Source organism: Rhizobium sp. P32RR-XVIII, from assembly GCF_012641395.1.
Lineage (GTDB): Bacteria > Pseudomonadota > Alphaproteobacteria > Rhizobiales > Rhizobiaceae > Rhizobium.
This window is the reverse complement of record NZ_JABAIH010000005.1, coordinates 64812-87799: the sequence shown is the minus strand read 5'-3', so window position 1 is coordinate 87799 and position 22988 is coordinate 64812. Positions and strand designations below refer to the sequence as shown.

At 61.4% G+C, this 22988-nt stretch carries 28 protein-coding genes; 10 read left to right on the top strand and 18 right to left on the bottom strand.

Annotation, left to right across the window (positions count from 1 at the left end; all coding sequences use genetic code 11):
- Nucleotides 1–47 precede the first annotated feature (47 nt).
- The 4 genes from HGP14_RS16375 (at nt 48) to HGP14_RS16360 (ending at nt 2033) form a co-directional block, all read left to right on the top strand.
- Nucleotides 48–308, top strand: a complete 261-nt coding sequence (locus HGP14_RS16375; protein WP_168830926.1) for a hypothetical protein — start codon at nt 48–50, stop codon at nt 306–308.
- Nucleotides 309–414: 106 nt separating this feature from the next.
- The gene (locus HGP14_RS16370; protein WP_168830925.1) at nt 415–1404 is read left to right on the top strand and encodes a DMT family transporter; all 990 of its coding nucleotides are present in this window, start codon (nt 415–417) and stop codon (nt 1402–1404) included.
- Nucleotides 1405–1465: 61 nt separating this feature from the next.
- A complete protein-coding gene (locus HGP14_RS16365; protein ID WP_168830924.1) occupies nt 1466–1702 on the top strand; it encodes a hypothetical protein in 237 nt (78 codons plus the stop codon).
- A 94-nt stretch (nt 1703–1796) separates the two neighbouring features.
- Entirely contained in the window at nt 1797–2033 is a 237-nt protein-coding gene (locus HGP14_RS16360; RefSeq protein WP_168830923.1) for a hypothetical protein, read from the top strand.
- Between the two features lie 6 nt (nt 2034–2039).
- Here HGP14_RS16360 and HGP14_RS16355 read toward each other — a convergent pair whose 3' ends face one another.
- A complete protein-coding gene (locus HGP14_RS16355) occupies nt 2040–2267 on the bottom strand; it encodes a hypothetical protein (protein ID WP_409527083.1) in 228 nt (75 codons plus the stop codon).
- A gap of 212 nt (nt 2268–2479) precedes the next feature.
- Here HGP14_RS16355 and HGP14_RS16350 point away from each other — a divergent pair, with 212 nt between their 5' ends.
- Entirely contained in the window at nt 2480–2884 is a 405-nt protein-coding gene (locus tag HGP14_RS16350; RefSeq protein WP_168830922.1) for a hypothetical protein, read from the top strand.
- A gap of 27 nt (nt 2885–2911) precedes the next feature.
- Here the strand turns inward: HGP14_RS16350 and HGP14_RS16345 are convergent, their stop codons facing one another.
- The gene (locus HGP14_RS16345; protein WP_168830921.1) at nt 2912–3073 is read right to left on the bottom strand and encodes an entericidin; all 162 of its coding nucleotides are present in this window, start codon (nt 3071–3073) and stop codon (nt 2912–2914) included.
- Between the two features lie 230 nt (nt 3074–3303).
- Between HGP14_RS16345 and HGP14_RS35530 the strand changes: the two genes are divergently transcribed.
- Nucleotides 3304–3489 carry a hypothetical protein gene (locus tag HGP14_RS35530; RefSeq protein WP_168830920.1) on the top strand — a complete coding sequence of 62 codons (186 nt, stop codon included), beginning with the start codon at nt 3304–3306 and terminating at the stop codon, nt 3487–3489.
- Nucleotides 3490–3587: 98 nt separating this feature from the next.
- Nucleotides 3588–3863, top strand: coding sequence for a hypothetical protein (locus HGP14_RS16335; protein ID WP_168830919.1), 276 nt, complete (start codon nt 3588–3590; stop codon nt 3861–3863).
- Between the two features lie 66 nt (nt 3864–3929).
- Here the strand turns inward: HGP14_RS16335 and HGP14_RS16330 are convergent, their stop codons facing one another.
- The 4 genes from HGP14_RS16330 to HGP14_RS16315 all read right to left on the bottom strand — a co-directional run bounded on the left by HGP14_RS16330 (nt 3930) and on the right by HGP14_RS16315 (nt 7978).
- Entirely contained in the window at nt 3930–5516 is a 1587-nt protein-coding gene (locus HGP14_RS16330) for a gamma-glutamyltransferase family protein (protein WP_168830918.1), read from the bottom strand.
- 122 nt (nt 5517–5638) lie between these two features.
- Nucleotides 5639–6604, bottom strand: a complete 966-nt coding sequence (locus tag HGP14_RS16325; RefSeq protein ID WP_246704486.1) for a LuxR family transcriptional regulator — start codon at nt 6602–6604, stop codon at nt 5639–5641.
- A gap of 69 nt (nt 6605–6673) precedes the next feature.
- Nucleotides 6674–6868, bottom strand: coding sequence for a hypothetical protein (locus HGP14_RS16320; protein ID WP_168830916.1), 195 nt, complete (start codon nt 6866–6868; stop codon nt 6674–6676).
- Nucleotides 6869–7150: 282 nt separating this feature from the next.
- Nucleotides 7151–7978 carry a universal stress protein gene (locus HGP14_RS16315; RefSeq protein WP_168830915.1) on the bottom strand — a complete coding sequence of 276 codons (828 nt, stop codon included), beginning with the start codon at nt 7976–7978 and terminating at the stop codon, nt 7151–7153.
- A 291-nt stretch (nt 7979–8269) separates the two neighbouring features.
- Between HGP14_RS16315 and HGP14_RS16310 the strand changes: the two genes are divergently transcribed.
- On the top strand, nt 8270–9181 hold the full coding sequence (locus HGP14_RS16310) for a DnaJ C-terminal domain-containing protein (protein WP_168830914.1): 912 nt from the start codon (nt 8270–8272) through the stop codon (nt 9179–9181).
- Entirely contained in the window at nt 9181–9519 is a 339-nt protein-coding gene (locus HGP14_RS16305; RefSeq protein ID WP_168830913.1) for a chaperone modulator CbpM, read from the top strand. Before HGP14_RS16310 ends, HGP14_RS16305 begins: the two co-directional genes overlap by 1 nt.
- Nucleotides 9520–9600: 81 nt before the next feature.
- On the opposite strand, the gene minE is transcribed toward HGP14_RS16305, so the two are convergent.
- The 11 genes from minE to HGP14_RS16250 all read right to left on the bottom strand — a co-directional run bounded on the left by minE (nt 9601) and on the right by HGP14_RS16250 (nt 19261).
- Complete coding sequence (gene minE / locus HGP14_RS16300; RefSeq protein ID WP_168830912.1) at nt 9601–9861, bottom strand: cell division topological specificity factor MinE; 261 nt, start codon at nt 9859–9861, stop codon at nt 9601–9603.
- Nucleotides 9858–10676 (bottom strand): septum site-determining protein MinD, encoded by an 819-nt coding sequence (gene minD / locus HGP14_RS16295; protein WP_168830911.1) that lies wholly within the window; start codon nt 10674–10676, stop codon nt 9858–9860. Before minD ends, minE begins: the two co-directional genes overlap by 4 nt.
- 29 nt (nt 10677–10705) lie before the next feature.
- Complete coding sequence (gene minC, locus HGP14_RS16290; RefSeq protein WP_168830910.1) at nt 10706–11440, bottom strand: septum site-determining protein MinC; 735 nt, start codon at nt 11438–11440, stop codon at nt 10706–10708.
- A 394-nt stretch (nt 11441–11834) separates the two neighbouring features.
- Nucleotides 11835–12170 carry a hypothetical protein gene (locus HGP14_RS16285; protein WP_168830909.1) on the bottom strand — a complete coding sequence of 112 codons (336 nt, stop codon included), beginning with the start codon at nt 12168–12170 and terminating at the stop codon, nt 11835–11837.
- Entirely contained in the window at nt 12157–12570 is a 414-nt protein-coding gene (locus HGP14_RS16280; protein ID WP_168830908.1) for a hypothetical protein, read from the bottom strand. Before HGP14_RS16280 ends, HGP14_RS16285 begins: the two co-directional genes overlap by 14 nt.
- Before the next feature lie 286 nt (nt 12571–12856).
- Entirely contained in the window at nt 12857–13096 is a 240-nt protein-coding gene (locus tag HGP14_RS16275) for a hypothetical protein (RefSeq protein WP_168830907.1), read from the bottom strand.
- Between the two features lie 111 nt (nt 13097–13207).
- On the bottom strand, nt 13208–14167 hold the full coding sequence (locus tag HGP14_RS16270) for a S1C family serine protease (RefSeq protein WP_168830906.1): 960 nt from the start codon (nt 14165–14167) through the stop codon (nt 13208–13210).
- A gap of 183 nt (nt 14168–14350) precedes the next feature.
- Nucleotides 14351–14758 carry a response regulator transcription factor gene (locus HGP14_RS16265; protein WP_168830905.1) on the bottom strand — a complete coding sequence of 136 codons (408 nt, stop codon included), beginning with the start codon at nt 14756–14758 and terminating at the stop codon, nt 14351–14353.
- A gap of 311 nt (nt 14759–15069) precedes the next feature.
- On the bottom strand, nt 15070–17592 hold the full coding sequence (locus HGP14_RS16260; RefSeq protein ID WP_312862141.1) for an ImcF-related family protein: 2523 nt from the start codon (nt 17590–17592) through the stop codon (nt 15070–15072).
- Nucleotides 17589–18497 (bottom strand): M15 family metallopeptidase, encoded by a 909-nt coding sequence (locus HGP14_RS16255; protein ID WP_312862140.1) that lies wholly within the window; start codon nt 18495–18497, stop codon nt 17589–17591. Before HGP14_RS16255 ends, HGP14_RS16260 begins: the two co-directional genes overlap by 4 nt.
- A complete protein-coding gene (locus HGP14_RS16250; protein ID WP_168830903.1) occupies nt 18494–19261 on the bottom strand; it encodes a PP2C family serine/threonine-protein phosphatase in 768 nt (255 codons plus the stop codon). Before HGP14_RS16250 ends, HGP14_RS16255 begins: the two co-directional genes overlap by 4 nt.
- A gap of 123 nt (nt 19262–19384) precedes the next feature.
- Here HGP14_RS16250 and HGP14_RS16245 point away from each other — a divergent pair, with 123 nt between their 5' ends.
- The gene (locus tag HGP14_RS16245; RefSeq protein ID WP_168830902.1) at nt 19385–20155 is read left to right on the top strand and encodes an OmpA family protein; all 771 of its coding nucleotides are present in this window, start codon (nt 19385–19387) and stop codon (nt 20153–20155) included.
- Between the two features lie 41 nt (nt 20156–20196).
- Here HGP14_RS16245 and tssH read toward each other — a convergent pair whose 3' ends face one another.
- Nucleotides 20197–22920 (bottom strand): type VI secretion system ATPase TssH, encoded by a 2724-nt coding sequence (gene tssH / locus HGP14_RS16240; RefSeq protein WP_168830901.1) that lies wholly within the window; start codon nt 22918–22920, stop codon nt 20197–20199.
- Nucleotides 22921–22988 lie beyond the last annotated feature (68 nt).

The window sequence follows — 22988 nt, the reverse complement described above, 5'->3', positions numbered from 1 at the left end:
CGGGCGGCGAAATTTCGCCTTGCGGGAATTCAATCGAGGATATTTCAATGACGCCGGAAGACCGACGCGCTGTCTTCAGCCATCGCAAGATCGCAGCCATTATCAAGGGAATAACGCAGGATGACGGCACCGACATGTCCATAACGGGCAAGTCGCTCGGCGAGGCAATTCTATTCGTGTCCGAGCAATCCGCGACGGATGCATCGAGCGTGCATATCATCTATGGCGACAACGGTTCGCTGAGCTACACGGATTGCCTCAGCATCTATCGGGAATACAGCACGGAAATTCGCAGTGAATTGGAGTAAACGGCCGGATCGCGCATTCGCATGCCAGCTATTCGCAACCGTCTCTCCTTTCCCCGGCGATTTTTGAGTATGCGGGGACAAGCTGCCTCAAATCCGATTCGAGAACATGTCTTCCATCCATTCGCCTCTCCGCGGTGTCGTCGTCGCGTTCGTCGCCTACGCGGTCTTTGCCTTCAGCGACGCCTCGATCAAAATTCTACACGGAGCGATACCTCCCTATCAGGTGGCATTCATCGGCGCCATCTTCGGGCTGGTCGTCCTGCCGGTCATCAAGGCGCGGAATGATTCATGGCTGGATATCGCCAGAACGTCGAACCGCACCTTGTGGATGCTACGCTTCATCTGCGGGGCAATCGGCGCTCTGGCCTCGATCATCACCTTCACGAAGCTGCCGATGGCGGAAGCCTTCTGCCTTCTCTTCCTGCTCCCCTCCTTCGTGACGATTCTTTCCGTCATCTTCCTCAAGGAGGATGTGCGCTGGCAGCGCTGGACGGCCGTCATCATCGGGTTCATCGGTGTGCTGATCGTGCTGAGGCCCGGTTTTCGCGAATTGTCGGTCGGCCATCTGGCGGCTGCGATCGGCGGTCTGAGCGCGGCGATCTCGATTGTCATCCTGCGGGCCATGGGCCCAGCCGAAAAGCGCCTTTCGCTTTATGGCGCAGGGCTTCTCGGTACACTGACCCTCAGCGGCCTGCTGATGGTTTCAAACGTGGTTGTTCCGACGCCGCGCGAGTGGCTGTTCATTGCGAGCTACGGAATTCTTGGCGCAATCGGCAACGTGCTTCTCATGACGGCTGCCCGCTTTGCGCCTGCCAGTCTCGTCGCACCACCGCAGTACAGTCAGATGATCTGGGCGATCGCCTTCGGCTATCTCCTCTTCGATGACACCATCGACCTGCCGATGGCGGCCGGCATCGTGCTGATCATCTGCTCGGGCCTGCTCACCCTCGCCCGTGAGCGGAAGCGCGGCACGCCGCTTCCTGCTGCCGTTGTTTCGGTTGATAGCCAGGCGCCAGTCTCCGCCACGGCAGAGCTCCCGGAAACCGCTTCCGGCGGCTTTGCATCCACTCAAATTCGACCGTCCGACGTTTTTTAGCCCGGCTTTTATCGGAACAATCACGGGAGGGGCTTGTTCCTGACAAAAGAGCGGAGTTGTCATGACGGATCAAGGCAAGGGCGAAGGGCGCAAGCCATCGATACCTCCATCCCCCGCAGAAGAAGAAAGCCGGTTGCTGGCGCAGGAGCGTCGCAGCTGGCTGATCTGGACGCTGGGTGTTGCCGGGGCGATCGTCGTGGTGATCATCGCGGGGGCCATAGCAATCTCGCCGGGACCCGATCAGACCACGACCGGCTCCACACCCAAGCCGCCTCAGGTCGAACCACCGGCGCCCTGAGCCCATGGTAGCTTGCACGTCAGGACAATGCTCTTGACGGTCTTCCAAGCGCCGCCCTTCGGCTGTATCAAGCGATGAAATGAAAGGAAGTTCGATGGCCGCGCGAGACCGTTATTCGAAGAAGCTGACCTGCCCGCAATGCGGCAACACCGGCATCGCCGACGTTTCGGAGGACGACCATCCGTCGTGCAAGCATCCCGCATTTAGCATCGACGACATGCCGGCGGGATTCTTTGAAGAAAAGAACTCGAATTTTCCGGAAACATATATCGTCCGCTGCGAGTGCAGCCGCAAGTTTCCCTTCCGCTCCCTGACGGAAAAGACCGCCTGAACCGGCTCAGGCGAGACCGAGCGGCGGCACCTCCGCGATTTTGCGGCCCGGGCCATAATCGCGCTCATGTGAAGAACGATAGCGGCCGTCGCGGCGCGCGCTGAAATCGATGCGATTGGATTCGAAAAGACCGTCCGCGTAGGTGCCGGTGTCATCGGTTTCTACTTCCGGCTTGGCGAGAAAGATCTTTAAAAACATGGACGTCCTCCTATTCGTTGCCTCGACGGACAGCATTGCTCGTATCCTCCTCATACGCGGAGATAGTTAAAAATTAACCATAATCAGACGGTCAAATTTCTCGAACAACGATTTTAGTCATGAGAGAAATAGCTGCAGAACCGAACATTGCTTTGATTCCCCGAAATGGATCTTGCTTTCGCGACCAGTATTTTCCTAGTCACGAAGAAGTGGTATTTCACGAACCGGCTAAGCAGAGGGGGATTCTCATGCCGAGAGTAGCAGAACTTTACTTCAAGACTGCGGTCGTCTTTTTCATCGTCGGGGTTATGATCGGTTTAAATATGGCGATCTCGCAGGATTACTCCGTGATCGGCGCCCATGCCCACTGTAATCTCCTGGGCTGGGTCAGCATGGCGCTCTTCGGGGGCTATCATGCACTGAACCCGAACAAGGCGGAACGCCGCATCGCGATGATCCAGTATTACGTCTATACGGCGGGCGTCGCTCTGCTGGTGCCGGTGCTCTATCTGATGCTGAAGGGAAACACGGCATTGGAGCCGGTCGTCGCCTTGGCGTCGCTGATCATTTTTGCAGGCGTGCTGCTCTTCGCTTTCATCATCTTCTCACCGAAGCAAGCGGCGATCACGCCGTCGGCTGCGCCGCTGCGATAAGATCAGCAGACAAAGGGAGGGACGGCGTCAGGGCCGTCTCCCCGCGCCAGCTGACAGCACGCGGTGCGAAGCATCATCCATCGCGTGGCTCGCTTCCTGTCCGTCGCGCTTCAGGCCCCAGGCCGTATTGCCGCACGACGAAAGCAGGAGCGCCGAAAGGCAGACAAAGGCGAGCATGGTTTTCGGCATCGAATTCTCCATTGGAATCGGTAATGTCTTGAACATGTTACGATCCGCCACAAAATCAATACCGCGCCCAAGGATGCAGTGAAGTCCTGCCTGGTGAGAGAACGTCGCGAGCCGAGGAAATTACTCCCGCCAACAGACGCCTCGATCGTAAAAATCCGCTACAGCCCCTATTTGATTTTCTTCTAAATTAGACTTTAGTATTATCCCTCCTATACCAGGGGAGGATTGTTATGGAGCGCATCGAGCCGCAGGAAGCCACGACGGAAGCTGCAACCCAAGTCTGGTCAGTGACCGAATTTTGCGCGAGACACAGACTCGACACTGACGAGGAAGCCAGGCTGCTTCTATTGTTCGGACCATTCGCAACAGCCTTCGAGCTCCTGCACAACGCCAGGCGAACGCCGCGATGGAGATAATTGTTACACAACTCGAAGCCGGCTCATTTTTCCTGAGCGTTAACGCGGCACCAGCGGCGGCGGATAGATCGTTGGCTCTGAACTATGGGGCGAGACGGATGTCTTCTCCGGCAAGGAGAGCCGCACTGAGCGCGCAGAACCGCTATCAAAACACCGACGAGGTCCCGGCAAGCGACAAGCCCATTCCGCAGTCGACCGAGAGCGACGGAGACGGCAGCGAACTGCCTGATTCCAATCTTGGCGACGCTCGCAAGCCGCCTGCCAATCCCGGAGATGCAGACGAACGTGTCGAAGGTTTGCCCGATGCGGACCCGGAAGCGGATCGTGTTGACACAGATTCGCCCCTTCCGCCGCCGGTTGCCAACCCGCATTGAGAATTTCCCCACCAACGTGCCGCGCCGCGGGAATTGACCACGGAACGGCAACGTTTTTGCAGCGTGCTAGAAACCGAGGGCAGAGCCGTCCTTGCGCTGGTCAGAACCGCCCAGCAGAAGGCCTCGCTCGTGCTCGATGAAGATCGCCTGGGCGCCGCCGATGGGGGTTGGGGCCGTCTGCGGCTTATGGCCGAGCCGCGCGAGCCGTGCTGCTGTCTCCGGATCAATGGTCGGCTCGATTTTGAGGACGCCGTCGAACGAGAAGCTGCGCGGCGCGTCGATCGCCTGTTGCACGTTGAGCCCCCGATCCAACATTCCGGACAGGAAAGCCGCATGGCCTGCGGCCTGGTACTGGCCGCCCATGATGCCGAAGGGCATCAGCGTGCGGCCGTTCTTGCGCACCATGCCGGGAATGATCGTGTGCATCGGCCGCTTGCGCGGACCGATCGCGTTCGGATGGCCCTCTATCAGGCGGAAGGAAGAACCGCGGCTGTGGAAGAGAATACCCGTCGCCGGATCGAGTCGCGTCGAGCCGAAACCATCGAAGATCGAATTGATGAAGGACAGCGCATTTCCGTCGCGGTCGACGGCGCAAAGATAAACCGTGTCCTTGTGCTCCCGCTCGTTCCAGAGCGCCGGCGCCAGCACCCTGTCGGGGCGGATGCGCGCACGAAGGGCCGCGGCCATCTCTTCGCTGAGCAGTGTTTCGATGGGATAAGGCAGGCTCGACGGATCAGAAACAAGAGCGTCGCGGTGGTAGTAGGCAAGCTTGGCCGCCTCGGCGTGCAGGTGGATGCGCTCGGCAAGCGTCACCTTTTCCGAAAGGTCGAAGCCGGAGAGCATGTTGAGCATCATCAGCGCGGCAACGCCCTGACCGTTCGGCGGACATTCGTACACGTCGACGCCGCTATAGCGCGTCGAAATCGGCGTCGCATAGTCGGCGCCGTCGACGGCGCTTTCGAAATCCTCCATCTCATGCAGGCCGCCGAGGCTTTTCAGGAAGGCGACGGAAGCGGCCGCCGTCTCGCCGGTATAGAAAGTCCTCGCCCCCTGTTTTGCGATCGCCTTCAGGCGCTGCGCGAGCGCCGGCTGGGCGTGGCGCTCTCCCTCGCCTACAGCCTTGCCGCCGGGCAGGAAGACGGCAGCCGCACCCGGATCACCCGCGACGGCTTCGGCTTCGCGCGCCCAGTCGTAGGCGACGCGCGCTGTGACGGGATAGCCGTTCTCCGCATAGGCGATGGCGCGGGACAGCAGCCGTTCGAAGGGCAACCGGCCATGATCGCGGTGCAGCTTTTCCCAGGCCGCGACGGCGCCCGGAACCGTAATCGCATGGGCGCTGGTGCGGGGGATTTCAGAAAGGCCTTCCGACCTCAACCGCTCGACCGTTGCCGCCGCCGGTGCCCGGCCCGAACCGTTGAGCGCGATCACCTCCCCGCCAGAAGGCGCATAAAGCGCAAAGCAATCGCCGCCGATGCCGGTCATCAGCGGATCGACGACACATTGCACGGCGACAGCGGCGATCACCGCATCGACGGCATTACCGCCTGCGGCAAAAATCTCGAGCCCCGCCGCCGTCGAGAGCGGATGGGAGGTGGCAATCATGGCTTCGCCGGCGAGCGCGGGATCGCGGCCCGGCGTAAAAAAATCTCTCATGAAGCAATCCTTTTGCAATTCGAATTTCGGCGGGCCTTCGGCTCATTCAGTATCACTGGAAGGAAAGATGGCAAATCCGATCTTTGTCGCGCAGGCAGGCGCCAACAGCTGAGCACGCGACGTTATTTGGTCGGGGCCTCAGCGCTCAACAGGGTGCGGATCAGGGCGACCTGGCTGCGTGCGCCGGTCTTGTCGAAGATGCGCTGCAACTGGGTGCGCAGCGTGTTGACGCTGACCCCGAGCAGATCGGAGGCGGCTGCGAGGTCGCGCCCATCGACGATCAAGCGGGCAAGTCGGGTCTGCGCCGGCGAAAGACCGAAAACGTCCCGCGCGCTCGCGATCCGGCGTTCGACCATCTTTGCGTCGTCAAAAGAAATCAGCACCTTGCCGTCCTCGAGCAGGACCCAGCAATAGAGCGGCGCCCCCGCCTCGTCCTCACCCAGCGCCACCGCCCAGGCCTGCTTCGGCACGACGTTCAGCGGGCGCTGGCTCTGCAGCTCGCCGAACGCCAGGCGCACCGTTTCGCGCAACGCGGCGTCACGTTGGCGTTGCCGGGCGCGCAGGCGGCCAGCAGCGGCGGCGAGACCCGGATGGCTGCGCATCCGCTCGCGCGCCAAACGGTTCGTCCAGAGGATCCGCGCCTCCGCATCGACCTCGATGAGCGGGCAGTTCGCCTCCTCGACGCTGCTCTCCATCATCACCATGCAGCCGATCTTCCAGGCACCGTCGACCCGGTGAAGAATACGCAGCTGGCGTTTGCGGTCCTCGCCGGTGTCGCTGCCGATCTGGTCGAAGGTCACCCAGGCCACGTTCCCGTCGACGACGATGTTGACCCTTTCCCAGCGGACCCGCTCCGCGAAGGCGTGCTTCTCCGGAAATCGCTCCACGATCTTCCTGATCCGGGCGGCGATCGCGTCCCAGCCTTCGTCCACCCGCACGCCAAGGGAGGTCCACGCCTCCATTCGCCGTGTCTGCGGCGACTGCACCCAGTGGCTCGCGAGCTTCTCGAAGTCCCGCTGCAGCCAGGCCTCGGTCTCGGCGCGGATCACCGCCAGGACTGCCGCCCGATCAGCCTCGCTATCCTCCATCTTGCGGTTCCCTATCGCCATGGACCGGCAATATAGCACGGTCGATCTTTTGGACGGCATAGCGGTATCTCACACCTGGACGATGCCGATCACCAGCAGGATCACGCCAGCGGCCGGGGCCATCAGACCGAGCAGCCGAAGCCGCCGACGCCATAGGGTGATGATGAAATCATCGCTGTAATATCGATCCTCGGCCGCGGCGTTCATCTTCGGGGGCGGCCGACGGTTGAGCATGTGTGCGGCGACCAGACTTAGGGGGTCCATTGCTGCCTCCTGGCTGGGGGTTCATCGGGAGGCATCCTCGCACGCATCCGAGCCGTATTCTGTCATGCAGGCGGATGACATCCGCCCGACGCCCAGCTGACGGAGATCTGGGGGTGATGAGTGGCGTAGGGCGACGAACAGGCGATCTGTCTAATGGAGAGCCTCGGCTGTTGCCGCTGGGACGAACAGAAAGCTGGACCTTTGCCGGCGCGAAGCTGCCGCCGTGCACAGGGGCTGATGTCAGCTACGCAATTCCGTACAAGACTACAGAGTCAGCACCCATCAGTGTGCGATAACCAGCGGGACCGGCGACTGCCGCAGGAACTTGTAGGTAACACCGCCGAGCAACCATTCGCGCAGGCGCGAATGCCCGTAGCCGCCCAGCACCACCAAATCGGCATTCTGCTCGCGCACGACTTGAAGCAGTGTCGACGTCGTATCGAACCGGCCTTCGTTCATGATGTTTATGGAGGCTCGGATACCGTGGTGATCGAGGTATCCCACGAGTTCCTCTTCCTGCTCCGGCGGAAATTCCGGCGTGCCCCTTTGCTGGATCATGACAACGGTGACCTGACGGGATACGAGGAGATACGGCAACGCCTCCGTGACGGCCCGAGCGGCTTCCCGGCTTCGGTTCCAGGCAATGACTGCGTGTTCGAAACCATGTTCGAAAGGCTTCCGGTCGGCAACGAGGAACAGGTGCCTCCCCGATTGGAAGAGCACTTCCTCGACAACGTCACGTCGCTCCAGCGTTTCGTCCGTCAACCGGAGACCGACAAACACGTCGGCGGTCCGGCATTCGCGGGCCGTGATCCGAGCCTGTTCATGGGCGTAAACGTCGAAACGGCGGCATTCGAATGAGCGCGCCATGTCCCGCAGCCGGTTGGTGAACTCGGCTTGCATCATCTTTCCCCGCTCGCGGGCCTCGTCCAGAGCGCGCGTCCAGAATTCGACGGTCGTTCCGGTGTCTTCCAATGTCGGCTCCGGCAGGATGTTCAGAAAAAGGCCGACGACATGTGCATCAAACAATTTGGCCAGGCTTTCGCAGGCGCCCAACCGGAATTTATCGCCCGGCGTCCCGTCGAGCCGCACCATAATGACCCTGATCATGGCTGCCTCCCGCATTTGGCGAGGGATTCTGTGCTCCCTCGCGTGATGCTTTCCGTTCCCTCTTGTGAAGATAGCTCTGACGGGCGCCACGGCAACCGGCTGCGGCCGGCGGCATATCTTTCAGCATCGTCCCATCGAGCACGGCTTCTCTCCTTCTCAAAATGTGTGTAGCTTGACGCACGTTGCGCTGTTCAGCCGCAGTCGTTGACGACCGTCATTCATGCAGCGCGACGACGGATTATCCTTGCGGCACCCGGTGCCTGTCGGCTTGGGATGCGGAGAGCTGTTGCGATGGCAAGTACCGATCCCTACGAGCTGCTTGGCGTGCCACGCAATGCATCGCAGAAAGATATTCAGACAGCCTATCGACGGCTCGCCAAGAAGCTGCATCCTGATCTGAACCCGGGTGACAAGGAGGCCCTGCGAAAGTTCCAGGAACTTTCCGGGGCATACGATATCGTCGGCGACGAAACGAAGCGGGCGCGCTACGACCGCGGCGAGATTGACGCATCGGGAGCCGAACGGCCGCCGCGCCAATATTACCGTGATTTTGCGCAGGCAGGCGCAGGCTCCGAACGCTATGAAGATCCCTCGGGATTCGCCGATTTCGGCGATACTGACGACATCCTCTCGTCCTTTTTCTCACAAGGCGGCCGTCGCGGCTTCCGCAGGCGCGGCGCCGACATGCATTACCGGTTGGAGATCGACTTCCTCGACGCCGTCAACGGCGCAACACGCCGCATCGCGCTCCCGGACGGGTCCTCCCTCGACGTTGCCATACCGCCCGGCGCGAGAGACGGTCAAACGCTTCGCCTGAAGGGAAAAGGAGAACCCGGTCCGCAGGGCGGAGAACCCGGCGACGCATTGATCGAACTTACCGTGCGTCCGCATCCGTTCTTTGAGCGTGACGGCAACGACATTCGCCTTGAACTACCCATCTCATTGAACGAGGCCGTTCTTGGCGGCAAGGTGCCCGTTCCGACCCCGACCGGTCCGGTTTCCGTTACGATCCCGAAGGGATCGAACACCGGCAAGGTCCTGCGCCTCAAAGGCAAGGGCGTCGCCGAACGGAGCGGCAAGCGCGGCGACCAGTACATCACCTTGAAAGTGGTGCTTCCCGAGTCCATCGATTCTGAACTCGAAGAGTTCCTGTCGCGATGGCCGGGACAAGCTTACGACCCGCGGCGAAAGATGGGGATGTGATGCTGACTGCCAAGGAGTTTTGTGTCTCGGCCGAAATTACACACGCAACACTGACCGCCTGGGTCGAGGCAGGCTGGATTTCGCCGCGTCAGACCTCAGGGGGCTGGCGGCTCTCCAAAATTGATCTCGCGCGAGCGCGGCTCATTCTCGACCTCAACGGCCCGATGGGCGTGAATGACGAAGGCATTGCGGTGGTCCTCCATCTGCTGGACCAGGTTCACGGCCTCCGCCGCGCGCTGCGGGGCGCAAATGCCAGCTATCGGCAAGTCACGATCACCTCCACAAACCGCACGGTCACGAGGAGGTCTGGCCAGAGGTCAAATAGGGGGGACACCTGAACGCCTTCCTCCTGCACACTCCCAAACGAAAAGAGGCGGGGATTGATCTCCCCGCCCCTCAGAAACGTCATTCAGCCTATGTCAAGCGGCGAGCCCGGTCGCGTTCAAGGGTATCTCGACATCGATCTCCAGGATCGACATATGCTCATCGCGGTCCATCTTTACACGCACCCTGTCACTCTCGACCTTCACGTGCTTGGCGATCACCGCAAGGATTTCCTCGCGCAGCAGCGCTACGAGATCTGAACTTGTCGAGCAGCGTTCATGCGCCAGGAGCACCTGCAAGCGTTCACGCGCTGCCGGTGCAGTTCTCTTTTTCCCAAGGAAGCTGAAGAGGCTCATGCGGCAGCCCTCCGTCCAAAAATCTTGCCGAACAGACCCCGTTTTTCGCCGGGAATCGTGACGGGCAGATCCTCGCCGGCCAGCCGGCGAGCTGCGTCGAAATAAGCCATCGCGGGCGCGCAGCGGCTGTCGGCCAGAGTGACGGGGGCGCCGATATTAGAGGCACGCAGAACATCCGTGCTTTCCGGAATGATGCCGAGCAGCGGGATGGAAAGGATTTCCAGGACGTCGTCGACCTTGAGCATATCGCCGCGTTCGGCCCGGCTGGGGTCGTAGCGGGTCAGCAGTAGGTGCTTGTCCATCCGCTCGCCGCGCTCGGCCTTGAGGGTCTTGGAGTCCAGCAAACCGATGATGCGGTCGGAATCGCGAACCGACGAGACTTCGGGGTTGGTTACGACCACCGCCGTGTCCGCATGGCGCATGGCGAGCGTAGCGCCGCGTTCAATCCCAGCCGGGCTGTCGCAAATGATCCAGTCGAAATGGCGCTTCAAGTCGTTCATGACGCGCTCGACACCCTCGGGCGTCAAGTTATCCTTGTCCCTGGTTTGCGATGCCGGCAGCAAGAACAGCGTCTCGAGCCGCTTGTCGCGGATCAGCGCCTGGGAGAGTTTGGCGTCACCCTGTATGACGTTGATCAAATCGTAGACGACCCTTCGCTCCGCACCCATGACCAGGTCCAGATTCCGCAGGCCGACGTCAAAATCGACGACGACCACCTTTTCGTTTCTCTGCGCCAAAGCGGCGCCCAAGGCGGCGGTGGAGGTTGTCTTGCCAACTCCGCCCTTGCCTGAAGTGACTACGATGACTTTCCCCATCTTGCTCTCCTGTGTCCTGGCCTCTCGGCTCAGATAAGTTTTTCCGCCATGATCGAATCGCCGTCGAGCCAGAGCTGGACAGATTGTCCGCGAAGGTTCGGGGCCATGTCTTCCGCCGTTTTGTAGATGCCGTCGATTGCAACCAGTTCAGCTTCAAGCTTCCGGCAGAATATCCGCGCGGAGGCATTTCCAACCGACCCCGCCATGGCCCGCCCGCGCAGCGTCCCATAGACATGGACCGACCCGCCGGCGATGATTTCCGCCCCCGAGGCAACCGATCCGATGACCGTGACGTCCCCTTCCGGGAAGATGACCGACTGACCGGAACGCACGGGTTCCCTGAGCACGATGGACTGCAGCGGCGAACGGCTCTCCGTCGCGCTCCTATTGCTTCGCGTCTCGGCCACCGGCTCCTGTGCTGGCTCTTGTGCGGGAACCTCGATGTCGGAAACGGGCCGCCCGCCTTTCAGCGACGGAGGCATGCCCGGTCCAAGCATCGACGGACGCGCGCCCTCGATACCCATGATGCTGACGTTCCGCCCTGCAAGCTCCGCAATGAGCTCCTTCAGTTGCACCCGGTCGATCGGCAGGTCCGTCACGTCGAGCACGACCGGCCGCCCCAGGAAAAACCCCGCCGAACGGGCGGCGAGATCATCTAGCCTGACCAACCAATCATCGAAGGGCAGATCGGGCGAAAGCATGACCGCCAGAAAGGAGCGGCCCTTGATACGGATAGAGCGAGCGTCTGTTAGCACTTTGGTCATCTATGTTAAGGAATGGTTGTCCTTACGTACCAGTGCCATGGTTAATAAATGGTAAACAGAGGAGGAAAAGACCGACCTCACGGACCAAAATTATCATCTGCGAATTCTGCTGAAAGGCCTGCCACGCAAGGGTTTTCCGCGAATCCGCCGTTTCCCATGCAAGGGTTAACAGGGATCCGCCTTGTGCCGGATCGCGGATTAACTAAACAAGCACTCCGAGTCGTTGCGCAAAGAGCGCAGAACGGAATCACGCGAGCCGATTTTACCAGCGTAAGGAAGCTGACCAGGCTTGCGGCCTCGAACTTGTCTGCGCCGGGGACCGCGCCGTCAGAGTGCTTGGCGCGCCTCATCGATTGGCGCTCCGAACCGATTGGCAGCGGCACCAGCGGTTGCTTTATGAGTATCGCCTGAGGCCTTCGATCCGGTGGCGGTACCGCGAAAGCAATGCTTCCACGGGCATGGCCGCCGTCTTTCGCGGACGCAGGAACGCGGTCGCTGCGACGACTCCCAGCGTCGCAGCGAAGGCGAAGAAGAAGGACTCCGATAACGCGCCCCGGGATCGAGCCGGCGCATTGCCCTCGATCTGCCGCCGCATGGTTGCCACCTGCTTCTTCAGCTTCGCGACCTGCCTCTGATGGTTGGGATCGTTCGCCTGCACGCCAACGAAATCGTGCTCCACGTCGACGACGCCCTTCGGGATTGGCTTGCCGATGCCGTTATCTTCTGCCATGGCGGCGCCCCCGTGCATTGAGTTCACCGGCGATCAACGGCATTGCCGCTGTGGCAATTGCTCCGACCGGCAGCCTGCTCAGGAGGCGCCCGATCAGGAATGTTCCTGCCATCGCTGCCGCGAGCTTCGCCCAAGGATATGATCCGAGCTGCTCGTGCGCACTGGTGTCGAACCGCGTGGCACTCGCCCTCAGGGTGTTGCGGGCCTGCCGCTTGATGGTCGCCAGCTGCACGCGAAGACTGGCGAGTTCATCCTGTAGGTTCTGCAGGCTATTTTCATCCGGCTGATCGATGTCATTCAGCGGGATCGGGATGGCGTCCTCAGCAGGAGCTTCGGCTTCGCGCTGGGCGAGATAGGCCTGCAGTTCGGCCTCCGTCTTGAAAGCTGTGGGGTTTCTCATGGGTTACATGCCTCCCTAGTGCTTGTCAGCGCGGCGGGCGTGCAGAACGCAGCCCATATCGCTTCCCGGTTCGAGGCGTTCGCGCTTGGTCATGATGGTATCTCCTGTGATCGCGGTGACAGAAGAACGCGCGTGGAATCTAAAAGATGCATGAAATCAGCGACGGTACGGGAGCTTACAAACATCCCCCGCAGACTCAGAACTCCTCGGGTCGCGAAGTCCGTTCGTTGTAACTGGAGGGGCGTCGCAGGACTTGATCCCCGGCGGCCTACACCGCCCACATGGGTCAATGGTTATAAATCGTTACTTCTTTGACGATCAGATCGGGATAGAGCCGGGACCGAACGCGTTCAAGCCGCTCGACGGTGAGGCGTTCCCTCTCGATCGCCTCGGCGGTAACGTTCCGCCATGACGATCCGACCGGCTGATCCCAGACCGTTCCGCCAGATTCCAGGAACTCGCAGAACCTCCTGCCACACTTTATGCGACTGGTGATCTCCACATAGCGGTTGAGACGATCATTCATGGAGGCCTCCCCAGCTTATCCATAGGTGAACGGTCGCTTGCGAAAGTGACCGTATCATGGCCATCTCGCCGAATCAGCCGGATGCCGTAAGTTTCTAAACCTCCGGTGTCGCTACTCTTTCCATGCCTGAGGACGGACGATGCGCTTTTCGATGCGGCCGAGCACTGAGAAAATCAGGAACTCGCTATCCTCGTCGATCCTCTCTCCGTCCATGAGCCTGACGACATCGTCTATGCCGGAAACAGGATGGCCGTCGATCGCAAGGACATAGTCGCCTTCCTGCAGCCCTGCCTTTTCGGCCGGACTTTCCGGCTCGACGCGGCGGAGCCTGACGGCGGTCTGTTGTGTGACGCCTGCTTCAAGCGCGATCCGGCGCTGCAGGTCCACGGTGTCGGCTGCGATGCCGATATAGGCTCTTCGAACACGGCCGAACCGCAGCAGTTCCGAAACCACATGCCTTGCGGTATTCGATGCGACGGAGAATGCAATGCTCTGGGCGCCCTGGATGACAGCGGTATTCACGCCGATGACTTCACCGGCCGACGACACGAGAGGCCCTCCGGAGTTGCCGGGATTGAGAGCCGCATCTGTCTGGATGATGTCTTCCATCAGCCGGCCGCTGGCGGCGCGCATCGAGCGGCCGAGCGCGGAAACGATGCCCGCCGTGACTGTCCACTCGAAACCCAATGGATTGCCGATGGCGATGGCGATGTGACCGCGCTTCAGACTCTTCGAATCCCCTAGCTTGGCCCATTCTCCCGACCAGTCGTTGGCACGGATCAACGCAAGGTCGGTGTCGGGATCGCGCCCCAGGACCCTGCCCTCCACGGCCGCCCCGGCCGGCGTCCTGATCCGAACCGTCTTGGCGTCGTCCACGACGTGATTGTTGGTGACGATCAGGCCGTCGGGCGAGATCGCGAAACCGGATCCGTGGCCAGAACGTCCCCCGATGCGTTCGATGCGGCTGACCGCCGGGCCGACCAGGTCGACTGCGGCGGAGACCGACGAAGAATAGGCATCCAGCAGTTCGGCATCGGACGACGGCTGGATGTCACGATCAATGAAGCCCATGAAAATCTCCTCGGACGCAGAAGGCGTCCCTTTGAGGACCGGCAGCGGCTGCAAAATAGCGAGGGGCTGTCAGTGCGACAGATTGAAATCAAAGTATCAGGTGATGCGCCGTCCTTCGCTATTCAAGGGCAGCATTGACGAGCGGGGTGGCGCAACATTTCAATAAATCAAATGGGAGAGCTACTAAAGGAAATGGCCGTTCCGTCGTAGACTTGAGGCTGTTGCCTCTAGCGCCTTGCAAAGATTTTGGGTGAGGTCCTCGAAGGTGAATGGCTTGGTAACGAACGACGCGGCGCCGCTCTCATAAGCCTGCTCTTCAAGGCCGGGATCGCTGCGTCCGGTCATCAGGATGACCGGCAGGCCCTTCGCAAGCTCATGTAGCCGGCGCGCCAGTTCCAGTCCGTTCATCGTCGGCATATGAATGTCGCTGATGACGCAGGAAAAACCGCTCAGATCCGCGCATCCCAGGAACTGTTCTGCCGACGTGAAGCATTCCACGCGATATCCCAGAGAGCGGACAAGACTGCTTAAGGCGGCGGGAATCTCTGCATCGTCATCGACAATTCCGATAAGTATTTCTTGCGGCCGCATTCCATGCTCCCCTGTGCACCATCTCTGATGCCATAGGGAGTACGATAGGACGTTCTCCAGCGCCTTCAATCATCCGTAGGTATATCCGCCTTACGAGATCGGATAATGCAGGTTAAGCCAGCGACTGCCCCAATCAAGCGGGCGCCCTCTCTTCTGTACGCTAGCGCACAGGAACGCCGGACAACTCAGTTCGTTAAAGGAGTGGCCGCGCGGCGGTCTTTTCTGTCCAGCCACCAGCGATGACGCGCCCTCATCCTGGTGCCGCGCGGTCATTACCCAATGCGCGATGCCGAGATTGCATCCAAATCCACTCAGAGCGTGAGCGGGCAGGTCAAGCCGCGCATTAGAGAGCGTATCGAAACCGGGTTGGCTGGCCCCGCGAAGGACATCTGAAGATAGGCGCGCGCGCCCTTGGCACGGACATCGATCAGGAACCGGCGGCCCGCCTCGCGGGGGCGCAAGCGTGATCCGTCCAGGAATCGCAAGAGGCCCCATGCTCCCGGTGCGCTCTTCTTCTCGACACCAGCGCCGTTGTCGAAGGATATCTCGAAGCCGCGCGCGGGGGCGGCTCCTGGCCAGTTCAAGGTGACCGACGCCCCGGAAGTGACGACCGGCGCATGAGCGCCGCCGATCGAGACGGTCGCGGCTCCTCGCTGGGCAAGCGCCTCCAGCACAATTGGCACGTTGGGCGACGCTCCCTGTTGAAAAAGCGCCTGACCAACGGCAACCGCCCTTTGAAGAAAGGCCGCGCTTTCGGGTGCATAGCCGGAAAGCCGCGCTTCCGGCTTCCAGCGCCACGGTGTCGTCGACGTGTCCATCAAATGTGCCAGCTGCGCCCGAAAGTACCGTCCTATTGTGCCGTCGGGCGCGAAGATCCGCGCGACTTCGGTCATGTCTGCATCAGGCCCGTCAAAGAACGGATAGCGGCCGCTGACAGCGGCCTGGCAGGCGGTAGCAACCTCGGAATCCCAAGGTGACTGTGGCTGCGACTGTGAGGGTGCCTGTGCCTGTGAAGGTAACTGTGTCTGCGGCGCCTCTTCTGGGACCTGATCCGCAGTAACTTCCGGCGCTTTTGGGGCAGCCGTTTGCGAGAGGACATCCTCGACGATCTGCACGACCAGAAGCGGAGCTTGCTGCAAGGCAACGATCGAATTGGCGCGCTCCTGTGCATCCATGAGGGATTTTTTGCCGATCTCCGCATCCGCATCGAGGACGGAGAGCGCCACGTTCAGCGATACAAAGAGTTGCGAGATCTCCGACATCCGCCCCTGTTCCACGAACTGGATAGCCGGACCCAATGCAGCGGCCGTCCGAAGCTGGTTGGCGTGGCTGCGGCTGCGGTCGTTCCCGCCGGACTGGCGCCAGGCCTCGCGGATGAGCGCCGAGAGCGGCGAATTGCGTGCGCTTAATGCACCGCTGATCACGACCGCCGTCGGTTGGTCTGTGAACGGCCTGACGCGAAGTTCACCCAGATACTCCGTCCATGTATCAAGTGTACGCTTTTGAAGAAGATCCATTACTGCTTCGGTGGTCGTCGTGGCGCTCGAGGACAGGAGCGTTTGGGCCTCGGATTTTGCCCGGCTGATCGCCTCCTCGGCACCATCAGACCGCGCATAATTCCATCCAGCCTCCGTATAGAGACCGGCGACACCACGCTCGATCGGCACGCCTGACCGATGGATCAAAATCGTGTCGAGACCAGGCACGGCCTGATCAAGAGACCAGGGAGGGAGCGCTGCCGTTTTCTCGGCACGGGTCAGTTCGAGCAAGGCGCGCTCGCTCGCCAAGCCTTCGGCAGCAAACTGCCGCGCCTGGGCGATCGTTTCGGGATCGGGAGATGGAAGTCTCGGCTGGGGCCTGGGCATGGCGGCCACATGCTCCGCCAGTAAAGCAAGTTCGGGGAAGGTTTCGGCTCGGTCAGCGACCCAGCCCGCCAGAAACCGGGGCTGCCAATCCGATGTGCCCTTCAGTATCGACCAGGCACGCAGGGAATCATAGAGCGCATCGGCCTCCCCTTCCGTAGCAAGCGCAACAGAAAGCGCGTCGGCGAGCGGCTCGGCAACCAGGGCTTCGGCCGCCTCGCCATAGCGATGGTGCGCAGCTGCGGCGGGATCGACCATCTCGATGTGGTGGATCAACCCAAGCGGCGAGCGGCCGGCTTCCTGCTCGACGAGCCGGACCGCCGCCAGGAAGGCATCGAGCTGAGCCGCCCGTGCAGCTGGCGTGGCGGCCTTGCCGGCTTCTACAACGCTTTCGACATCGGGCAATTGCGCCAGCAGCCGTTCGCGAAACCGCCACTCGGCCCACCCGGCCCAGGCGATCAGCATCGCGAAGAACAGAGCGATCGCAAGAAAGACAAGACCGCGATCTGCCCGTGTTCTGTGCTGCTCCTCCTTCGACTGTGCAGCTTGGATGACTTCATTGCAGTGCCCGAGGAAGCGGGCAAGATCACGCCGCGCCAGGCCTCCTTTCGCGGCCTGGGCAGCCCGTTCGGCGAGGCCATTGGCGCCAATCATGTGGCTGATCGGGAGGGCGGCCGCCAGCGCGCGCTCCCATCGCTTGATCGGCAGCGCCGGATTGCTGCGCGCACGGACATCGAGCAGTGCGACGAGCGCGTCGCGCGCATCCAGGAGCCAGTCCGGCGGAACGTTCCTGCGGCGCCCTTCTTTCTCGAACTCGGCCACGAGCATGCGGGCGGTCGCGGCCAACTCCTGCGGATCGGGCCGCTTCTCGCTTTCGGCACGCTTGGCGAGGCTCAGTAGTGGCTCGGCCAGTGCGGGAAGCACGTCCGCTCCCGTTCCATCCCGTCCCGGAGGTTGGAGATGGTCTCTCACAGCTTGCCCTCCGCGGCCCATTTGCGAAGCAGCGCCTCCCCCACTTCAAAGTGCATGGAATCTTCGCGGCTATAGCCGGCACCCCAATACCAGCCGGCGTCGTTGAAAAACTCTGCGAGCACCACAAGTCCGAACTGCGTGCTGTCATCTCCCATCCTGTCGAGGTTCTTCTTGAGCGTCAGGTCGACGGCCGCGCCCCAGGCGTGCGAGGAGACAGACCTGGTGGAGCCCCGCACATAGCGCGCGCAAAGCGCGCCAGCCGTACCGATCGCGGCATAGATGTCCGGCTCCTCCTTTCGGAGGCGCTCCATGACCTGCCCCAGAGAATCGAGCGCGGGCCTGATCATCGTCAGGCGGAAATGCCCTATGTCTCGGCTTTCCAGGGTCCTCAACAATTTCGGATTGGTGACCGGCTGGCAGCTTGTGGAATAGACACTTCGCGGCTCGCCAAGGATTTGGCGGAGCACTGCCGGGGTCGGGCGTATGACGCGCTCGTTGAAGCGCTTCTTCGCCAGCTGCATGGGCTCCGTCATGTTTTCGGTTTCCTCCGGCGGCGCCATGCCGCCGAATTGATCGATCGAAAACGACTGCTGGCTCGGAGGTTCGCCAGGCGGCGGGGGTGCGACGGGGCTGGGCGGGACGGGTTCGGGGCGAGGCGCCTCCGCCAGTTCCTTCACCTTCCCTTCTAGCTCCGACACCTTTCCCTTGAGCGAGTTCAGTTCAGCGCGCAGCGCCTGGATTTCCGCGTCCTGTTGAGCAAGCTGTTGATTTGCCCGATCGATCCGTCCTGCATTCGGATCAACCTCTGTGTTTCGAAGGAGGTCTCCAACCAACGCGAAAACGGCCGCCGCAAGAATGATGCTCATTCCAATGACGACAGCTGCAATCGGATTTAGTGGCCTCACGGCGCTGCAGCTCCGTCAATCCGAACCACCACCACCGAGACATTGTCCGGAGCGCCGTGATCGAGGGCGGCGGCTACCAGTCGCTGGCAGGCGGCGTCGGGGTTCGGCGCGTTCAAGTGAGCGACGATCTCTGCCTCGGCAACACAGTCGGTCAATCCGTCCGAGCAGAGGAGCAAAAAATCCCCCGGCTCCAACGCCACCTCGACGGAGTCCACATCCAGCCAATCGGCCGCGCCGATCGCTCGGGTAACGACATGCGCTTGCGGATGCTGCCAGACAGCGGCGGGCGTCAGGCGCCCGCCATCGACAAGTTCCTGCACGACCGAATGGTCGCGCGTGAGTTGCAACAACTCTCCCCCCCGCAAACGATAGGCGCGGCTATCTCCCACCCATGCGATCGTCGTTGCTCCACCGTCAATGAATGCGGCCACCACTGTTGCGCCCATCTGCGCGACATTGGCCGACGCTGCCCAACGGCGGATGGCGGAATTCGCCGACTGCAGCGCAGCGACGAGATGAGCGCCGGAAATGGGAGCGTGCGGAAGGAGGGCGAGCTGTTCGATGACCAGATCTGCCGCGACGTCACCGTGGCCGTAGCCGCCCATCCCGTCAGCGACCGCCCAAAGTGCGCCTGAGGGATCGGTGAGAATCGCGTCTTCGTTGTTTGTCCGCACATGCCCGGTATGGCTTAGTCCCGCTCCTTGCGGCCTACCCGGCCCGTCAGGCACGCGCGTCGAAGGATTGTCCCGAGAGTCCGGGGTCATGATCAGACGAACCCCATTAAATCGATCCGCCGTGAGAGCCCCGCTACCGGATCGGTTGCACCCATAGTCATCCTATAGTATTTTTCATAGAAGGCGAAAACCTTTTTGCCAAAGGAGCCTAAGATGAAGCGCCCGCTGACTACAAAGCTGACGGTGTTTCTCGCTCTATTCTTCGTGACACAAAGTGACTTGGGTGCACAGGAACTGAACGATTCCGCGCTTAAGGAACGCTTCCAGCGACAGATCGACTTGTTCAAGGCGGCGCGGCTCGGAGCCACGCGCGGCCTGGTTCTGACCAATTCCAACGCCGCGCCCAAGGCGGAGGCCGTCCCGGTGACGATTGCCACGCCCGAAAGCGGCGCAGCCAAAACCGCTCCAGCTCCCCCTTCCCCTGCTGCCATTGCGTCCCAGGGGATCCAGGCTGCTCCGGCGACCACCCCAGCGGCTCCCAATGCAGCTCAGCCCTCAACTCCGGAACCGGCGGCGACATCACCGGCAACGGCCGTATCCGCAGCAGCGGCGACGAGCAATCCGCAAACATATTGGAAGCTACCGCCTGACGACCAGATCAACGTCCGGGTGAATTTTGCCTTCGATTCAGCGGCCATCGCTTCGGAGCAAAAGCCGGCGTTGCGGCAGCTGTGCGAAGTCGTAAAGGATATGGACATCAAGCTCGTCCGTATCATCGGTCACACGGATTCGGTCGGAGGCGCAAGCTACAACCAGCACCTGTCGATTCTGCGCGCAAAGGAAGTTGCGCGCTTCTTCACGGATGATTGCCACATCGCGCGTGAACGACTCGAAGCGGTCGGGGTCGGCGAGCAGTTTCTTCTCAACCAGGAAAACCCGAAGGCCGACGAAAACAGGCGCGTAGAGTTCCAAGCCGTCAGCTAACGGCGCTCCCCGGCAGCCGCTATCACCAGCAGTGTCGTTGCCTATTCGAACGCGTAGGTGAAGCCTTCCGCCGAAGCCCCGACGGTCGCCTTGGTGAGGCGTTTGCCTTCAAGGGACCAGTTCAGAACGCCCTTGCTCAGCGTCGGCAGAAGCGTGTTGGTCAGGATCGCGTCGATCATGCGACCACCCGATTCAACTTCGGTACACCGAGCCTTGATCAATTCCAGAACCCCGTCCCCGATAACCAGCTCGGCGTCATGGCTGGCGCTCAGGCGGCGCGCGATCTTCGCGAAATGATGTTGTGTGATCGCCTCGATCATCGAATCCGAGAGCGGATAGTAGGGAACGACAATCACCCGTCCGAGGAAGGCTGGCGGGAACACCTTCAGCAATGGCGGCCGCAGTGCGCTTTCGAGTTCCTCGAGCGGCGGCCGCGTCCTGCCGCCGTCGGTCAGCTTCATGATGACATCCGAACCGACATTCGAGGTCAGCAGGATGAGGCTGTTCCTGAAGTCGATCCGCCGGCCCTCACTGTCGTCCATCATTCCCTTGTCGAAGACCTGGAAGAAGATCTCGTGCACATCCGGATGCGCCTTCTCGACTTCATCGAGCAAGATGACCGAATAGGGCCGACGGCGCACGGCCTCGGTCATTACCCCTCCCTTGCCGTAGCCGACATAGCCGGGAGGCGCACCCTTGAGGGTCGAAACCGTATGCGCTTCCTGGAATTCCGACATGTTGATGGAGATCAGGTTCTGCTCGCCGCCATAGAGGGTTTCGGCGAGAGCCAGCGCCGTTTCTGTCTTGCCGACGCCCGAAGGGCCGCACAGCAGGAATACGCCTACCGGCTTTTCAGGAGAGGCAAGGCCCGCACGGCTGGTTTGCACGCGCCGCGCGATGGATTCCATGGCAAGCTCCTGGCCGACGACACGCTCTCCCAGAACCTTCGCAAGCTGCAATGCCTTTTCGGTCTGGCTGGTCAGCATCCGGCCCACGGGAATGCCTGTCCAGTCTTGTACGACAGACGCCACGGCATTCCTGTCGACGGAAAGCAGTATAAGCGGCGTCTCACCCTGAAGCCCGGCAAGCTCCGCCGTCAGGGCCTTGAGCCGTTCAAGGTCGGCGCTTTGATCCGTTCCATCGCCGCTCTCCGGCTCGGGGCGGTCCACGTCGGCGGCCGCCGGCAATTCCGCGCCTGCCTCCCCTTCGGCCAGCGCGGCATCAAGCGCAACTCCCCTTCCCCGCAGCCTCGCCCGCAGATCGAGGATCTCCGAGACCATGGACTGCTCCTTTTCCCAGCGAGCCTTTGCAGCGAGCAACGCGGACTCCGTCTCGGCGAGAGCGGCTTCGACCTTGGACTGGCGCTCCGCGACGTCGATGCCGATTGCAGCTTCGCGCCCGATGATGCCCTGCTCGATCTCAAGAGACTGCTTACGCCGCAGAAGATCTTCGACCTCAGCCGGTGTCGCGTGCTGCGATACCGCCACGCGCGCGCAGGCCGTATCCAACAGGCTGACAGCCTTGTCCGGCAGTTGGCGCGCGGGAATATAGCGATGGGATAGGCCGACGGCCGTCTCGATCGCTTCGTCCAGAATCTGCACCTGATGGTGTTTCTCCAACACGCCTGCCACGCCACGGAGCATCAGGATGGCGGCTTCTTCATCAGGCTCTTCGATCTTGACCACCTGGAAACGGCGGGTCAGCGCCGGGTCTTTCTCGATATGCTGCTTGTACTCTGCCCAAGTCGTTGCAGCGATCGTGCGAAGCTCGCCACGCGCCAATGCCGGTTTAAGAAGGTTTGCGGCGTCTCCCGTTCCCGCTGCCCCTCCGGCCCCGATCAGAGTATGCGCTTCGTCGATGAAGAGAATGATCGGCGTTTCCGATGCCTGAACTTCGTCGATGACTGTCTTCAGCCGCTTCTCGAACTCGCCCTTGACGCTTGCCCCTGCCTGCATCAGGCCGATATCAAGCAGGTGCAGCGCCACGCCTTTCAGCGGCGGCGGCACGTCCCCTTCCGCAAGGCGGAGCGCAAAACCTTCGACCACCGCGGTCTTGCCTACTCCGGCTTCGCCGGTCAGGATCGGATTGTTCTGGCGCCGGCGCATGAGGATATCGACGATCTGCCGGATCTCGGGGTCGCGGCCGAGAACCGGATCGATTTTGCCGTCGCGTGCGCGCCGGGTAAGGTCAGTCGCGTATTTCGCCAATGCGGAGTCACCCCCCGCCGGGCGTTTTTTCCGGGCTGGTTCGGGGGCCTCGGCCTTACCGGCATTTTCAAGTGATCCTGCCAGCACGTCGTCCAGCCGGGGGATAACGGAATCCGCCTCGATCCGATCGAATTCGGCGCTGATCTTCAGCAGAAGACCATCAAGCACCGCCACCTTTCTGCAGGCCAAGAGAACATAGGCTCCGCGAACCTCTTCGGATCCGAACTGCAGGCTTGCGAGGCTCCAGGCCTCCTGGATGGCATGAAAGATGTGATCGGAAAACTCCTCGATGGAGGTCGCGCCATAGGGCAGCTTGTCGATCGCCCTCGCCATGTCGGCAGCAAGCCGGCCGAGGTCCACGCCGGCATCGGCGAGGATAAGCTGAAAATCCGCGCGGTCGACGAGGGCGAGCTGTTCGATCCAGTGAACGAGTTCGACATAGGGATTGCCGCGAAGCTTGGCCGCGTCCGCCGCCGCCTTGAAGGCGCGCACGCAAACAGGATTGAGTTTGCCGACCAGTTCCTTGCGCTTGAAGCTCTGAGAAGACATGTTCTGCATGTCGATCGGGCTCCTGCCCATGTGATCTTGAATAGGACGTTGCTAGTCTTCGATCGCTAGTCACAGCG

Bases quoted from the DNA above. Each gene is read 5' to 3' on its own strand.
- HGP14_RS16375 (WP_168830926.1), top strand. From the start codon at position 48: ATGACGCCGGAAGACCGACGCGCTGTCTTCAGCCATCGCAAGATCGCA.
- HGP14_RS16370 (WP_168830925.1), top strand. From the start codon at position 415: ATGTCTTCCATCCATTCGCCTCTCCGCGGTGTCGTCGTCGCGTTCGTC.
- HGP14_RS16365 (WP_168830924.1), top strand. From the start codon at position 1,466: ATGACGGATCAAGGCAAGGGCGAAGGGCGCAAGCCATCGATACCTCCA.
- HGP14_RS16360 (WP_168830923.1), top strand. From the start codon at position 1,797: ATGGCCGCGCGAGACCGTTATTCGAAGAAGCTGACCTGCCCGCAATGC.
- HGP14_RS16355 (WP_409527083.1), bottom strand. From the start codon at position 2,267: ATGCTGTCCGTCGAGGCAACGAATAGGAGGACGTCCATGTTTTTAAAG.
- HGP14_RS16350 (WP_168830922.1), top strand. From the start codon at position 2,480: ATGCCGAGAGTAGCAGAACTTTACTTCAAGACTGCGGTCGTCTTTTTC.
- HGP14_RS16345 (WP_168830921.1), bottom strand. From the start codon at position 3,073: ATGCCGAAAACCATGCTCGCCTTTGTCTGCCTTTCGGCGCTCCTGCTT.
- HGP14_RS35530 (WP_168830920.1), top strand. From the start codon at position 3,304: ATGGAGCGCATCGAGCCGCAGGAAGCCACGACGGAAGCTGCAACCCAA.
- HGP14_RS16335 (WP_168830919.1), top strand. From the start codon at position 3,588: ATGTCTTCTCCGGCAAGGAGAGCCGCACTGAGCGCGCAGAACCGCTAT.
- HGP14_RS16330 (WP_168830918.1), bottom strand. From the start codon at position 5,516: ATGAGAGATTTTTTTACGCCGGGCCGCGATCCCGCGCTCGCCGGCGAA.
- HGP14_RS16325 (WP_246704486.1), bottom strand. From the start codon at position 6,604: ATGGAGGATAGCGAGGCTGATCGGGCGGCAGTCCTGGCGGTGATCCGC.
- HGP14_RS16320 (WP_168830916.1), bottom strand. From the start codon at position 6,868: ATGGACCCCCTAAGTCTGGTCGCCGCACACATGCTCAACCGTCGGCCG.
- HGP14_RS16315 (WP_168830915.1), bottom strand. From the start codon at position 7,978: ATGATCAGGGTCATTATGGTGCGGCTCGACGGGACGCCGGGCGATAAA.
- HGP14_RS16310 (WP_168830914.1), top strand. From the start codon at position 8,270: ATGGCAAGTACCGATCCCTACGAGCTGCTTGGCGTGCCACGCAATGCA.
- HGP14_RS16305 (WP_168830913.1), top strand. From the start codon at position 9,181: ATGCTGACTGCCAAGGAGTTTTGTGTCTCGGCCGAAATTACACACGCA.
- minE (WP_168830912.1), bottom strand. From the start codon at position 9,861: ATGAGCCTCTTCAGCTTCCTTGGGAAAAAGAGAACTGCACCGGCAGCG.
- minD (WP_168830911.1), bottom strand. From the start codon at position 10,676: ATGGGGAAAGTCATCGTAGTCACTTCAGGCAAGGGCGGAGTTGGCAAG.
- minC (WP_168830910.1), bottom strand. From the start codon at position 11,440: ATGACCAAAGTGCTAACAGACGCTCGCTCTATCCGTATCAAGGGCCGC.
- HGP14_RS16285 (WP_168830909.1), bottom strand. From the start codon at position 12,170: ATGGCAGAAGATAACGGCATCGGCAAGCCAATCCCGAAGGGCGTCGTC.
- HGP14_RS16280 (WP_168830908.1), bottom strand. From the start codon at position 12,570: ATGAGAAACCCCACAGCTTTCAAGACGGAGGCCGAACTGCAGGCCTAT.
- HGP14_RS16275 (WP_168830907.1), bottom strand. From the start codon at position 13,096: ATGAATGATCGTCTCAACCGCTATGTGGAGATCACCAGTCGCATAAAG.
- HGP14_RS16270 (WP_168830906.1), bottom strand. From the start codon at position 14,167: ATGGGCTTCATTGATCGTGACATCCAGCCGTCGTCCGATGCCGAACTG.
- HGP14_RS16265 (WP_168830905.1), bottom strand. From the start codon at position 14,758: ATGCGGCCGCAAGAAATACTTATCGGAATTGTCGATGACGATGCAGAG.
- HGP14_RS16250 (WP_168830903.1), bottom strand. From the start codon at position 19,261: ATGACCCCGGACTCTCGGGACAATCCTTCGACGCGCGTGCCTGACGGG.
- HGP14_RS16245 (WP_168830902.1), top strand. From the start codon at position 19,385: ATGAAGCGCCCGCTGACTACAAAGCTGACGGTGTTTCTCGCTCTATTC.
- tssH (WP_168830901.1), bottom strand. From the start codon at position 22,920: ATGCAGAACATGTCTTCTCAGAGCTTCAAGCGCAAGGAACTGGTCGGC.